The 12,870-nt window shown below is 61.4% G+C and carries 11 protein-coding genes; 5 read left to right on the forward strand and 6 right to left on the reverse strand.

Annotated elements, in window-relative coordinates; all coding sequences use genetic code 11:
• Window positions 1-72: 72 nt before the first annotated feature.
• Window positions 73-786, reverse strand: a complete 714-nt coding sequence (locus QZ196_RS11440; RefSeq protein WP_296426524.1) for an arylesterase — start codon at window positions 784-786, stop codon at window positions 73-75.
• Here QZ196_RS11440 and QZ196_RS11445 point away from each other — a divergent pair.
• From QZ196_RS11445 to QZ196_RS11455, 3 genes are read left to right on the forward strand one after another with little or no spacing between them, the layout of a single operon-like run.
• Complete coding sequence (locus QZ196_RS11445) at window positions 785-1,477, forward strand: ABC transporter ATP-binding protein (RefSeq protein ID WP_296426526.1); 693 nt, start codon at window positions 785-787, stop codon at window positions 1,475-1,477. The two genes, QZ196_RS11440 and QZ196_RS11445, sit on opposite strands and share 2 nt — an antisense overlap.
• On the forward strand, window positions 1,474-3,990 hold the full coding sequence (locus tag QZ196_RS11450) for an FtsX-like permease family protein (RefSeq protein WP_296426527.1): 2,517 nt from the start codon (window positions 1,474-1,476) through the stop codon (window positions 3,988-3,990). Before QZ196_RS11445 ends, QZ196_RS11450 begins: the two co-directional genes overlap by 4 nt.
• Window positions 3,987-4,547, forward strand: a complete 561-nt coding sequence (locus QZ196_RS11455; RefSeq protein ID WP_296426529.1) for a gamma-glutamylcyclotransferase family protein — start codon at window positions 3,987-3,989, stop codon at window positions 4,545-4,547. Before QZ196_RS11450 ends, QZ196_RS11455 begins: the two co-directional genes overlap by 4 nt.
• On the opposite strand, the gene gltX is transcribed toward QZ196_RS11455, so the two are convergent.
• The 5 genes from gltX to QZ196_RS11480 all read right to left on the reverse strand — a co-directional run bounded on the left by gltX (window position 4,544) and on the right by QZ196_RS11480 (window position 10,624).
• Window positions 4,544-5,866, reverse strand: a complete 1,323-nt coding sequence (gene gltX, locus QZ196_RS11460; protein ID WP_296426531.1) for a glutamate--tRNA ligase — start codon at window positions 5,864-5,866, stop codon at window positions 4,544-4,546. The two genes, QZ196_RS11455 and gltX, sit on opposite strands and share 4 nt — an antisense overlap.
• 30 nt (window positions 5,867-5,896) lie before the next feature.
• Window positions 5,897-7,375, reverse strand: coding sequence for an MFS transporter (locus QZ196_RS11465; protein WP_296426532.1), 1,479 nt, complete (start codon window positions 7,373-7,375; stop codon window positions 5,897-5,899).
• Between the two features lie 109 nt (window positions 7,376-7,484).
• Complete coding sequence (locus QZ196_RS11470) at window positions 7,485-8,033, reverse strand: 2OG-Fe(II) oxygenase (protein WP_296426533.1); 549 nt, start codon at window positions 8,031-8,033, stop codon at window positions 7,485-7,487.
• A gap of 82 nt (window positions 8,034-8,115) precedes the next feature.
• Window positions 8,116-8,799, reverse strand: coding sequence for a DUF1236 domain-containing protein (locus tag QZ196_RS11475; RefSeq protein WP_296426535.1), 684 nt, complete (start codon window positions 8,797-8,799; stop codon window positions 8,116-8,118).
• A gap of 163 nt (window positions 8,800-8,962) precedes the next feature.
• On the reverse strand, window positions 8,963-10,624 hold the full coding sequence (locus QZ196_RS11480; protein ID WP_296426536.1) for an NAD+ synthase: 1,662 nt from the start codon (window positions 10,622-10,624) through the stop codon (window positions 8,963-8,965).
• A 159-nt stretch (window positions 10,625-10,783) separates the two neighbouring features.
• Between QZ196_RS11480 and QZ196_RS11485 the strand changes: the two genes are divergently transcribed.
• Together QZ196_RS11485 and QZ196_RS11490 are read left to right on the forward strand one after the other, a co-directional pair.
• Window positions 10,784-12,196, forward strand: a complete 1,413-nt coding sequence (locus QZ196_RS11485) for a 2-isopropylmalate synthase (protein WP_296426537.1) — start codon at window positions 10,784-10,786, stop codon at window positions 12,194-12,196.
• Between the two features lie 280 nt (window positions 12,197-12,476).
• A partial coding sequence (locus tag QZ196_RS11490) for a hypothetical protein (RefSeq protein WP_296426539.1) occupies window positions 12,477-12,870 on the forward strand: 394 nt, incomplete at its 3' end.

Here is a 12,870-nt window from a genome sequence, read left to right on the forward strand (position 1 = left end):
GAAAAGGGCGTCACCTGCTGACGCCCTTTTTTGCAGTGACGCCGCCGCATCACGCCTGTCGTCTTGCGCGCCTCAATCCAGACCGACAGCTTGCGCCAGGCCGTCCTGGGCGTCCGTGACCAGTTGTAAAACACGTGGCCCGATAGCCGCAACGATCACCGCGACCCCCTGCGCGTTGGGGTGGATACCATCGGCCTGCATATAGTCTGCGATGCCGGCCTGCGTTCCTGCCGCCATGCGCACCCCGTCAAAGAAATCAGCATAGACCGACACCCCATACTTTGCAGCAAGATCGCCATACATCTGATCGAATTCTGATTTATAATCAGGGCCATAGTTCGATCCCGATTTCAGCCCCACCAGCAGCACATCAACCCCGGCGGCTTCCCCCTCGGCCAATATACCGTCCAGATTTGCACGGCTCACCGCAGGGTCCAGCCCGCGCAAATAGTCGTTTCCGCCCAGCGCCACGATCATCGCGTCAACCTCGGGCGTCAGGGTCCAGGTGACCCGGCTTAGCCCGCCCGCCGTCGTGTCACCGGACACGCCCGCATTGATCAGCGTCACATCAGCGCCCTGCGCATCCAGCCAGGACTGCAGCTGCGGCACAAACCCGTCGCCCTGTCGCAGCCCGTACCCGGCAGTCAGACTGTCGCCCAGCGCCGCAATTGTCACAGTTTCAGCATGCGCGGCACCGGTTGTTAGCAAAACCGCGACAGTTAGGTTGCGAAGCCCGTAAACTGCCCCATATCCAACGGATAGTCCCCGATCAAAGGCCGCCCGCATGACCGACCCCGTACTGACCATTACCAACGCCAACCTATCGCTCGACGGCAACGCCGGGCGGGTGGATATCTTGCATGATGTCTCGCTGACAGTGGCGGCAGGCGAAACGTTGGGCCTTGTCGGGCCTAGTGGGTCGGGCAAATCATCGCTCCTTATGTTGATGGGCGGCTTGGAACAGGCATCGTCAGGCACGATCATGGCCCTGGGCCACGATTTGACTGCGATGAACGAAGACCAGCTCGCACGCTTCCGCAGGGATAATATGGGGGTGGTGTTCCAATCTTTCCACCTGATCCCGACAATGACCGCATTGGAAAACGTCGCGACCCCGCTGGAACTGGCCGGCGCGCCCGATGCGTTCGCGCGGGCAGAGGCGGAATTGCACGCCGTGGGCCTTGCCGACCGCATGAACCACTACCCCAATCAGATGTCGGGCGGCGAACAACAACGGGTGGCGCTGGCGCGGGCATCGGCACCGCGCCCACGCATCCTGCTGGCGGACGAACCCACCGGCAACTTGGACGAAACCAATGGTCAGGCCATCATCGCGTTGCTGTTTGACCTGCGCGACCGGCATGGCGCAACCCTGATCATGGTCACCCACGCCAACGAACTGGCCGCGCGATGCGACCGGATCATCCGCCTGCGCGACGGCCGCGTCGATGACGCGATGGCAAAGGCCGCAGAATGACGCTTCGCATCGCGTCACGCCTTGCCGCCCGTGAACTGCGCGGCGGTCTGCGCGGGTTTCGCGTGTTCCTCGCATGCCTTGCCCTTGGGGTCGCAGCGATTGCCGCCGTCGGGACCGTGCGCGCCGGGATCGAGGCCGGATTGACACGCGACGGTGCCGCCCTTTTGGGTGGCGACGCCGAGGTTGGATTTACCTACCGCTTTGCGCGGGACGAAGAATTGGCGTGGCTGCAAACCATCGCCGAAACAGTCTCGGAAACCGTTGATTTCCGGTCGATGATCGTGGTGGATCGCGCCGGTGGCGCCGAACGCGGCCTGACCCAGATCCGCGCAGTCGACAACGCCTATCCGCTTGTCGGCGCTGTTGAACTTAACCCCGATATGCCCCTGCCAGACGCGCTGGCCGATCATGGTGCCGTGATGGAACGTGTGCTGGCCGACCGATTGGGCCTTGCCCCCGGCGACAGATTTCGCCTTGGGACGCAGGATTTCACCCTGCGCGCGATCCTTGACCGCTATCCTGACAATGCCGCCGGCGGCTTTGGCCTTGGCCCCCGCACGATCGTGTTGACCGATGACCTTGCAAATGCGGGCCTGCTTGCCGAAGGGACGCTGTTTTCAACGGAATACCGGCTTGACCTGCCGCCCGGTGCCGATCTGCAAACGCTGGAAGACGCGGCCGAGGCGCAGTTCCGTGAAACCGGTCTGCGCTGGCGCGACAGTCGCAGGGGCGCTGGTGGTGCCGCGCGGTTCGTCGACCGCATCGGTGCGTTTTTGATCCTTGTGGGCCTGTCCGGCCTAGCGGTCGGCGGTGTCGGTGTATCGGCAGCCGTGCGGTCGTATCTGGCAGGCAAGACCGGCGTTATTGCGACGCTGAAAACCCTTGGCGCGACCCGTAAAATCATCTTCCAGACCTACTTTATCCAGATCGGCGTCCTGACCCTGCTGGGTGTCGCCCTTGGCCTGATCATCGGGGCCGGCATACCCGTGCTGTTCGCCCCCCTGATCGAGGCGCAGCTGCCGATCCCGGCGGTCTTTGCCATCTACCCCGGCCCCTTGATCGAGGCGGCAATTTACGGGCTGCTGGCCGCGCTTATCTTCACCCTCTGGCCGCTGGCCAAAACCGAAGACATCCGCGCAGCGACCCTGTTCCGCGATGCGTTCGCTGCGTCGAAAACCCTGCCCGCGTGGAAATACCTGATCACCATGGCGGTGCTGATTGCCGTGTTGGTCGGCGCTGCGATCTGGTTCTCCGGGACCGCCTTCCTGACGCTGTGGACCGCAGGCGGCATTGCCGGGTCGCTGGTCATTCTTGTCGTCGCCGCCACGATCATCCGCTGGATCGCCCGCCGGTTCAGGATCATCGCGCGGGGGCGTCCGGCGCTGCGGCTCGCACTGGGGTCGATCGGCGCGCGCGGCGGTGAATCCACTTCGGTCGTGCTATCGCTCGGGCTTGGCCTGACGGTGCTGGCCGCCGTTGGCCAGATTGATGGCAACCTGCGGCAATCCTTTGCCAATGACCTGCCCGACGTCGCGCCCAGCTATTTCTTTGTCGATATCCAGCCCGACCAGATCGACGGGTTCCGCGACAGGCTGGCCAGCGACAGCGCCGTCAGCCGGGTCGACAGCGCGCCCATGCTGCGCGGGATCATCACCCGGATCAACGACCAACCGGCCGAAGAATTTGCCGACGGCCACTGGGTCGTGCGCGGCGACAGGGGCCTGACCTATGCCGACGCCATACCCAAAGGCACCGAAGTCACCCAAGGCACGTGGTGGCCCGAAGGCTATGACGGCCCGCCCCAAGTCAGCTTTGCCGCAGAAGAGGGCGCCGAAATCGGCTTGGCGCTGGGCGACACGATCACCATCAACATTCTGGGACGCGACATCACCGCGACCATCACCAGCTTTCGCACCGTCAGCTGGGACGAGGCCGGCATCGGCTTTGTGCTGGCCATGAACGAGGCGGCCCTTGCAGGCGCACCCCATAGCTGGATTTCCACCGTCTACGCCGAACCTCAGGCCGAGGCGGCGATCCTGCGCGATCTGGCCACCGCATACCCCAACATCACCGCAATCCGCATCCGCGACGCGATTGATCAGGTCGTTGAACTCGTCACCGGCATCGCCGCAGCCACACGTTACGGCGCGTTGATCACGCTGATCACCGGGTTTCTGGTGCTGATCGGCGCGGCGGCAGCAGGCGAACGGGCCCGCACATTCGAATCGGCGGTGCTCAAAACGCTTGGCGCATCGCGCGCGCGCATCATGACCAGCTTTGCCCTGCGCGCCGCCCTTCTGGGCCTTGCCGCTGGCGTCGTGGCACTGGGCGCGGGCATTCTGGGTGGTTGGGCGGTATCGACCTTTATCATGGAAAGCGACTTTACCGTGATCTGGTCAAACGCCCTGCTGATCATCGGGGGCGGCGTGATGGCATCGTTGCTGGCGGGTCTCGCCTTTGCATGGCGTCCGCTGGCGGCCAAACCAGCACGGGTCCTGCGGGCACGCGAATGACCGATCCCGCGTTCTTTGGCTATGGCAGTCTGGTCAACCTCGCCACCCATACCTACGCCGACCTGCGGCCCGCGCGGTTGCAGGGCTGGCGGCGGGTCTGGCGCCAGACGCACCTGCGCCAGATCGCATTCTTGTCGGTGGAACCCGACACAAACACCGCAATTGACGGGATCATCGCCCGTGTGCCCGGCGCCGATTGGGCCGCCCTCGACACCCGAGAGGCCGCATATGACAGGCACGATGTCAGCGCCACCGTTCTGCACGAAGGCCCGCCCGCGACCACGGCCATCTATCAGGTCAGCCCCCACCATATCGCACCGCCCGGTGCCAACCATCCGATCCTGCTCAGCTATCTTGATGTCGTCGTGCATGGCTATCTGGCGGTCTACGGGGTGCCCGGCGTGGCAGATTTCTTTGCCACGACAGCCGGCTGGGACACGCCCATCCTGAATGATCGCGCGGCACCGCAATACCCGCGCCATCAGCCGATGACCCCGGATCAAACCGACCTCGTGGACCGGTATCTGGCGACCTGTCAGGTTGGCGCGGCGGGTTAGCCCAATGTGGGCTTTGTTTGCAGCAGCGGCATCAGGTCCGCCATTTCGGGCCCACGTTCGCGGCCAGTGACGGCCTTGCGCAGCGGCATGAACAATGCCTTCCCCTTGCGGCCTGTTTCCTCTTTTACGACTGCGGTCCAATGCGCCCAGGTCTCGTGGGTGTAGGGCGGACTATCGAGCAAGAAGAAAGCCTTTTCGATGAACGCCGTGTCCTCATCATCGACCAGCGGCGCGGCGCCATCGCGGAACATCGCCCACCATGGCGCGACATCATCCAGCTTGCTGATGTTGTCGCGCACGACGGCCCAGAACGCAGGTGCCAGATGATCGGGCACGCCCGCCTCTTTCAGCGTATCGGCGACATCCGTGTGGTCCAGCGTCGCCAGATAGCGCGCGGTCAGCGGCACCAGATCAGCGGCATCAAATTTCGTCGGGGCTGAGCCGAATTTCGACAAATCGAACGCGGCGACAACCTCTGTTATGTCATTGCGCAGTTCGACCGGGTCAGACGAGCCAAGCCGCGCCATCAGCGACAACACCGCCTGCGGTGCGATCCCCTGTTTGCGCAGATCACGCAGGGCCAACGTCCCCAGCCGTTTCGACAGCGCCTCGCCCTGCGGACCGGTCAGCAGCGAATGATGCGCAAAATTAGGCACTGTCCCGCCAAGGGCCTGAATGATCTGGATTTGCGTCGCCGTATTGGTCACATGGTCCGACCCGCGCACAATATCGGTGATACCCATTTCCACGTCATCGACAACCGATGCCAGCGTATACAGGATTTGCCCGTCATTCTTGAAAAGAACCGGATCGCTGACGGACGCGGCATCAATCGAAATATCACCGATAATACCGTCTTCCCATTCGATCCGCTGCTGGTCCAGCTTGAACCGCCAATGCGACCCGCGTTCCGCGCGCAGCACATCCTTTTCCGCCTCGGACAGCACAAGTGCCGCGCGATCATATACCGGCGGCTTGCCCATATTCAGCTGCTTTTTGCGCTTCAGGTCCAGCTCGGTCGGGGTTTCAAAGCATTCGTAAAGCCGGCCCATGTCGATCAGCTGTTGCTTGGCCTCCAGATAGCGGTCCATGCGCAGCGACTGCCGCTCCATCCGGTCCCACTTGATACCCAGCCATGTCAGGTCCTGCTTAAGGCCCTCGACATATTCATCTTTCGACCGGATCGGGTCGGTGTCGTCGATCCGCAGGATGAATTCGCCACCGTTCTGACGCGCAATTGCATAGTTGAACAAGGCGGCGCGCAGGTTGCCGATGTGTATCCAACCGGTGGGCGAAGGGGCGAATCTGGTGGTGGTCATAAAGTCATCTCCTGTTGGCCAACGCCCTTCTCATAATGGCTGCGGTTTGTCCACCTTCGGTGCCCCTGCGGTGCGTTTATCGGCCAGTCCCGGCACCGGCAAACGCCAGACCAATGCGGCGATCAGCAGGAACGAACAGGTCGAAAATAAAATCGCCAGCGACAGCGCATGCGAATACACCGCCACCGGGTCGGTCGCACCGGGCAATTGCGCCTTGAGCGTGGAAAAGAAAACCTCGCCCATCACCGCCAGCCCCAGCGCGCCACCCACCTGTTGAAAGGCCTGCAGCGCCCCCGACGCTGATCCCGTATCGCGCCCCTCGACATTGGCCAGCACCGTCTGGAACAGCGGCGATATCCCCGTGCCCAGCCCGATCCCCGCGACAATCAACGGCAGGATCAGCGCGCTGCGCGACAGCACATCACCCGCGCCGGGAACCGCGAACTGCAGGCCGATCATGCCAGCAGCCAGACACAAGGCCCCCACCGCAATCCGCCCCCGCGGCCAGCGCACACCCATCTTGCCCGATGCCACCGACGCCAGCAGCACACCGATCGAAAAAGGCAACGTCGTCAGCCCCGATTGCAGCGGTGTCATTCCGTTGCCGACCTGCAAAAGGATCGCCAGCGTCAGGAAAAAGCCCGGAATCCCCGCAAAAACCAACATCACCAGCCCCGTGCCCATCATAAAGCTGCGATTGGCAAACAGGCTTGCCGGGATCAGTTGCGGCGCATTCCGGCGCGCTTGGGCGCGTTCCCACATCACAAAAACCACCGCCATCGGCGCAGCCGCCAGCATCATCAGCCAGCACCACCACGGCCAGCCGACCTGCCGCCCTTCGATCATCGGGAACAGCACCAGCAGCAATGCGGCCCCCGCGATCAGCACGCCAACAAAATCAAGCCGCAGATCCGCGTTGCCCGGCAATTTGGGCACATAGCGCAGAGTGGCCGCGACAGCGATGACCCCGACGGGGATATTGACCAGAAAAATGGGGCGCCACCCCAGCCCCCAAAAATCGCCGGCAATCAGCAACCCGCCCAAGACCGGCCCCGTCACCGCAGCAAGCCCTGCCGAAAGACCAAACAGCGCAAACGCCAATCCACGTTCTTTGGGCGCAAAAAGCGCGGGCACAATAGCCAAGGTCTGCGGGATCATCATCGCCCCGCCGATCCCCTGCACGACACGCGCGCCGACCAGTTCAAGGATACCGGGCGCCGCACCACACAGGGTCGATCCCACCGTAAACACGCACACGCCCGCCAGAAACATGCGCCTGCGGCCCAAAACATCACCCAACCGCCCCATCGGCAACAAAAACAGCGCAAAGGTCAGAATATAGACCGCAACAACCCATTCAATCTGGCTATCGGTGGCGTCAAACGCCTCTTGCATGCTGGGCAGGGCCACATTGACGATGGTGACATCAATCAGGTTGATGAAATTCGCCATCAGCAGGGCGGCCATCGCAAGCCAGCGACCAGCGTGCGGGGTATCAGGGTGTGTCATTGAGATTTGTCCGGTTTGCTGCGGCCTGGCGCATCGTCAGCCGCCTTTGTCCGTGACTTAGCGGGTGATGCGGCCAAGTCACGGACAAACGGCATTTCGCGGCAGCCCGTTACCGAAAGGCCGGCCCATGCGCCCATACCGTCAGCGACAATCGCGCACCGCGCGTGACGGGCGTGACCCGGTGCAGAACATAGCTTGGAAAAATCGTGACCGTACCCCGCGCGCTTGCCGCACGATGCACCTGCGCCGAGGGCATGATCTCAAGCTGGCCACCGTCGTAATCGGCAGGATCGGACATTTGCGCCACCATCGTCAGCTTGCGTTGACGGGCAAAGGGGCCGTCGCCAATATCGGCATGCCAGTCAAAATGCCCCTCCCGGGCGGCATCATAGCGCGCAATCTGCGGGCTTTCGTGAAACGCGCTCAGGTCGAAACCGAATTGCCGGTTGGCACCGCGCACCAGATCGATGATCCGGTCCATTACCCACTCTGCGCCCGGAATATCGTCGGTCCAGACCAGATCGGCACGGCGCAGGTTATGGTCGCGCGCGCGGCCGACCAGCCCCGCATCCTGCGCTGGCGCCGCCGCCGCCAAGCCGCTCAGGCGGTCGCAATCCACGGCGGAAAATCCTTCGGGTGTCGTATGCAGGCTGATCATCAAGATAACTCCGGTCGGGGGCGGTCCTACAGATAAAAAGACCCGGAGCAAAGCGCCGGGCCTTTCATGTTCATCTCGCGGCTTAACGCAGGACGCGCACAATCGTGCCTGTCTCTGCGTCCACCAGCACCGTCAGATCGTTCACGTTCAGATACCGAAACTCCGGCTGCGCGGGCACATCGTACATCGCGACCTCGGCGGGAACACCGGCCCCGACGACAACTTCGCCGTTCAGATAGATGGTTTCGACCGGGTTGCTTGTCACGAAAACAAGGGTTTCCTCGGAAGGTTCAACCGCCGACACCGCAGCGACTGTCCCAAGGATACCACCGACCACGATCCCGCCGACCGGTCCACCGACTGCAAACGCGACAAGCGAACCCATGGTCGCACCGGCAGCCGCCGCTTTGTTCTGCTCGGCTTGGGTCGCGTCCTCATCCGGGACTGTGACAGTGGTCAAAGACAGCGTGCTTGGGCGATTGATCAGCGCGACAGGCTTTGTGTCTTCTTCCACATAAAGATACGTGGCCGACGCCCACGCAGTCTGGCCATCGAAACTGATCTGGCACCAACTCACGTCCTCAAGACAGCCTTCGATGATCACGGGCTGGTTCAGTTCCAGCACACCAACGGACGGGGCGAACTCACTGGGCGTGATGCGGGCCGAGATTTCCGCACCGGCGCGCGCTTCTGCGGATTGCGCAAATGATGGCGCGGCAACAGTCATCGCAATCGCCGAAGCGACGCCAAGGGTAAGAATTTTCATTGGATATTCCTTTCGATCCGCAAGGGCGCTGGCCTGATGTTCAGGGGCGGCCTATGCAGACGGACTACACCTGTGCATGGGTCGGACCGATTATAAGGCCGCCCTGCCCACCCGGTCATGTCCTCGGCTGTATTCCGCTGCAACTGATCCCGACGGCAGGACCCTAGCCGTTATCGCGCCAGCGGTTCACAATCGGATAGCGCCGGTCAAGCCAGAACGCCCGGTGCGACAAACGCGGCCCCGGCGCAGACTGGAACCGTTTGTATTCACTGATATAAATCAGATGCTCGACCCGCTTGACCGTCGCATGGTCATAGCCCGCCGTGACGCAATCCGCGACCGATGCATCGCGATCGACCAGCATCTCAAGTATGCCGTCCAACACGTCATAGGGTGGCAGGCTGTCGTCATCGCGCTGATCCGGGCGCAGCTCTGCCGACGGTGGTTTGTCGATGATCGCCGCCGGGATCACCTCACCGGCAGGCCCTTGCATCCACGCCCGGTGGTTTTCATTGCGCCACCGCGCCGTTGCAAAAACCCGCGTCTTATACATGTCTTTGATCGGGTTATACCCGCCCGCCATATCGCCATAGATCGTGGCATAGCCCACCGCCACCTCGGATTTATTGCCGGTCGTCAGCAGCATCTCACCAAACTTGTTGGACTGCGCCATCAACAGCAGCCCCCGCAGCCGGGACTGAATATTTTCTTCGGTCAGATCGGCAGGCAAATCACCAAACAGCGGCGCAAGCGCTTCGGTCACGGCGGCGCGCGGGCCTGCGATGCTGATGCTGTCATAGGTGCAGCCCAGCGCGTTGGCCGCAGCGGCGGCATCATCCAGAGACCCCTGACTGGTGTATTCCGACGGCAGCATCACGCAGCGCACGTTGCCCGCGCCCAGAGCATCGACCGCGATCGCTGCGACAATCGCGCTGTCGATCCCGCCCGACAGGCCCAGCAGGACCTTCCTGAACCCGGTCTTGCGCATATAATCGCGCAAACCTTCGACCATGACACGGTAATCTTGCGCGATGTCATCGGGCAATGTGGCCTTGTCGCCCGGCACGGCCTCCCAGCCCTGATCGGTCTGCCGGAAATCGACATGCGCGATGGCGGTATCAAAAACCGGCAACTGCAACGCCAACCGCCCGCCCCGGTTCAATACGAACGACCCGCCGTCGAATACCTGATCATCCTGCCCGCCAACCATATTCAAATACACCAGCGGCACATCGTTTTCGACGACACGCGCGACCATATTATTCATGCGGATCGGGAATTTCCCCCGGAAATAGGGCGACCCATTCGGCACCACCAAAATCTCGGCACCGGTTTCAACCATCGCCTCGCACACATCGGGATACCACGCATCCTCGCAGATCGGGCTGCCGATGCGGGGACCGTCGCCAATCACATAGGGCCCGGCGATATCGGCGCTCTTGAATAGGCGCACCTCGTCAAAGACGTTGAAATTTGGCAGAAAATGCTTGCGCATCGTGGCGGTTACCTTGCCGCCTTTCAAAACGAAATACGCGTTATACAGCCGGTCTTCTTCGGGCAGCGGGCCACCGATCGCCATGGCAGGCCCGTCAGCGCACGCCACGGCAAGCGCGTGCAGCTGGCGCATGGCATCCGCAACAAATCCCGGCTTGCGGACCAGATCCTGCGTTTGATAGCCCGTGATGAACATCTCGGGCAGGGCCACCATATCCGCGCCCGCATCGCGTGCCTGTTGCCACGCATCGCGCGCCTGTGCTGCGTTACCGGTGATGTCGCCCACGGTGGGATTCAGCTGCGCCATCGTCAGACGAAATGTTTTTGTCATAGTTTTGTCCCAATGCCTTGCCAAGGATGTAGCAGACTGACGCGCAGTGGAAAGTCGATTGGTCGAGATTGCAATTGTAGATGGCAGGCCCGCTTAGGCGTTGTCAGACTGCAGACCCTCAATTAGGCTATCATTGCCAAGATTTGATCGGAGAGATGGATGAGTATGTTTGGATTACCCAAAGGCGTGGCCGCGGCCCTTCTGGCATTGGGGCTGGCTGGCGGAGCATATGCGCAGACAGTCCAGACAAAACAATACGATGATGGCGGTGTCTACGAAGGGACCTTTATCAACGGAAAGCAAGACGGAACCGGGACTTACACCCTGCCCAACGGCTACCAGTACACCGGCGAATGGTCCGACGGTGAAATCCGCGGCCAAGGCACCGCGCGCTTTCCCAACGGCTCGATCTACGAAGGCAGCTTTGCGGCAGGCAAACCCGAAGGTCAGGGACGAATCACATTCGCGGATGGCGGCACCTTTGAAGGTGACTGGGTAGATGGCAACATCACAGGGTCCGGGATCGCCGAATACGCCAACGGCGTCGTCTATCAGGGCGAATTCCGCAACGCCATGCACCACGGCACCGGCGTCATGACCAGCCCCGATGGCTACGTCTACGACGGCCCGTGGATCAACGGCGTCAAGGAAGGCAAAGGGCGCATCACCTATTCCGACGGCGCCATCTACGAAGGCATGCTCAAGGCTGGCGAACGCGATGGCATCGGCACGATGACCATGGCCGACGGCCTGATTTACACCGGCGACTGGGTCGATGGGCAAATTCAGGGCTTGGGCAAACTTAACCAAACCAACGGCGATGTCTACGAGGGCAATCTGGTTGCCGGTCGGCGCGAAGGTATGGGCAAAGTCACCTATGCCAACGGCGACACCTACACTGGCACATTTGCCGATGATCGCCGTGACGGCACCGGCACCTTCCGCGGCACCGATGGGTATGTCTATGCCGGCGATTGGGTCAACGGCCAAATCGAAGGCACAGGCGAAGTCACCTATCCCGACGGCTCGGTCTATCTGGGTACATTCGCGGCCAATCTGGCCGATGGTCAGGGCAAGATCACCTATCCTGACGGCTCCAGCTACGAAGGCGATTGGGACAATGGCGTGATCAACGGCACCGGTCTGGCCAACTATAACAATGGGCTGACCTACGAGGGCGAATTCCTCAACGCCAAAAATCACGGTCAGGGCAAAATGACCTATGCCGACGGTTACGTCTACGAAGGGGAATGGGCCGAAGGTCAGCGCAACGGCAATGGCCGGGCAGTTTATGCCGATGGCACCCTGTATATTGGCGAATTTCTGAACGGCCAGCGCCATGGCAAGGGCGCAATCACCCTGCCCGATGGGTTTGTCTACGTCGGTGACTGGGCTGACGGTGAAATCAACGGCGCAGGTATCGCCACCTACGCCAACGGTGACATCTACGAAGGGTCGTTCGTGCGTGGCCGCCGCGAAGGCGAAGGCACGATGCGCTATGCGACCGGACAAGAAAGCGCGGGCATGTGGTCCGACGGCGCACTGGTGTCGGAAACCAACGACGCCAATTAGCCCCGTCCATATCCAACGACAAAATGCGGCCCCGCCATCTGGCTGGGGCCGTGCCGTTCTGCAGGACGTAGACCTCTGAAACCTGTCAGCTGAAAAGCTGGCGGGTTTTTGTTTTCACACCCAAATTTCGACGAAATCTTAGTTTTCAGTGCGTAAGCTTACCGGAAGCTCGAACTTCCCGTGAGTGGCATCATTTTGTGCCATTGAAAATTTCGTGTCTGGCCGCTTTGGCCAGAATTATAAGTGAGCAAGCTCTTGCCGAAACTAAGTGGACTTAGCATTGGATCATATCAACGACTTCTTCGATGATAGGAACCGAGCATGGTGCGTCCATTGTGGCAGGGGGTTGGCAGGCTTAACGACGAACCGGGATCATGTTCCCACCAAGGGGTTTTTGAAGAAGCCATGGCCACCTGAACTTCCAGTTATTACCATTTGCGTGGAATGCAACACAGGCTTCTCCTTAGACGAACAATACGTGGTCTCATTCCTGAGCAGCGTGATCTCGGGAACAACAGAACCCGGGAAGCAAATCAATGCCAGCGCGGCGAGAGCCATGAAGAAGAGTCCGGCGCTGAGGGAGACAATTAAGCAGTCTAAGCAAGAGTATCGTCCTATGGTAAGCGACGGCCGCGCCCCATTAATTTTCGCCTTGTTGTCGGTGGTGCGGTCAA

The organism is Yoonia sp., assembly GCF_017854565.1.
GTDB lineage: Bacteria > Pseudomonadota > Alphaproteobacteria > Rhodobacterales > Rhodobacteraceae > Yoonia.

Bases quoted from the DNA above. Each gene is read 5' to 3' on its own strand.
- QZ196_RS11445 (WP_296426526.1), top strand. From the start codon at position 785: ATGACCGACCCCGTACTGACCATTACCAACGCCAACCTATCGCTCGAC.
- QZ196_RS11440 (WP_296426524.1), bottom strand. From the start codon at position 786: ATGCGGGCGGCCTTTGATCGGGGACTATCCGTTGGATATGGGGCAGTT.
- QZ196_RS11450 (WP_296426527.1), top strand. From the start codon at position 1,474: ATGACGCTTCGCATCGCGTCACGCCTTGCCGCCCGTGAACTGCGCGGC.
- QZ196_RS11455 (WP_296426529.1), top strand. From the start codon at position 3,987: ATGACCGATCCCGCGTTCTTTGGCTATGGCAGTCTGGTCAACCTCGCC.
- gltX (WP_296426531.1), bottom strand. From the start codon at position 5,866: ATGACCACCACCAGATTCGCCCCTTCGCCCACCGGTTGGATACACATC.
- QZ196_RS11465 (WP_296426532.1), bottom strand. From the start codon at position 7,375: ATGACACACCCTGATACCCCGCACGCTGGTCGCTGGCTTGCGATGGCC.
- QZ196_RS11470 (WP_296426533.1), bottom strand. From the start codon at position 8,033: ATGATCAGCCTGCATACGACACCCGAAGGATTTTCCGCCGTGGATTGC.
- QZ196_RS11475 (WP_296426535.1), bottom strand. From the start codon at position 8,799: ATGAAAATTCTTACCCTTGGCGTCGCTTCGGCGATTGCGATGACTGTT.
- QZ196_RS11480 (WP_296426536.1), bottom strand. From the start codon at position 10,624: ATGACAAAAACATTTCGTCTGACGATGGCGCAGCTGAATCCCACCGTG.
- QZ196_RS11485 (WP_296426537.1), top strand. From the start codon at position 10,784: ATGAGTATGTTTGGATTACCCAAAGGCGTGGCCGCGGCCCTTCTGGCA.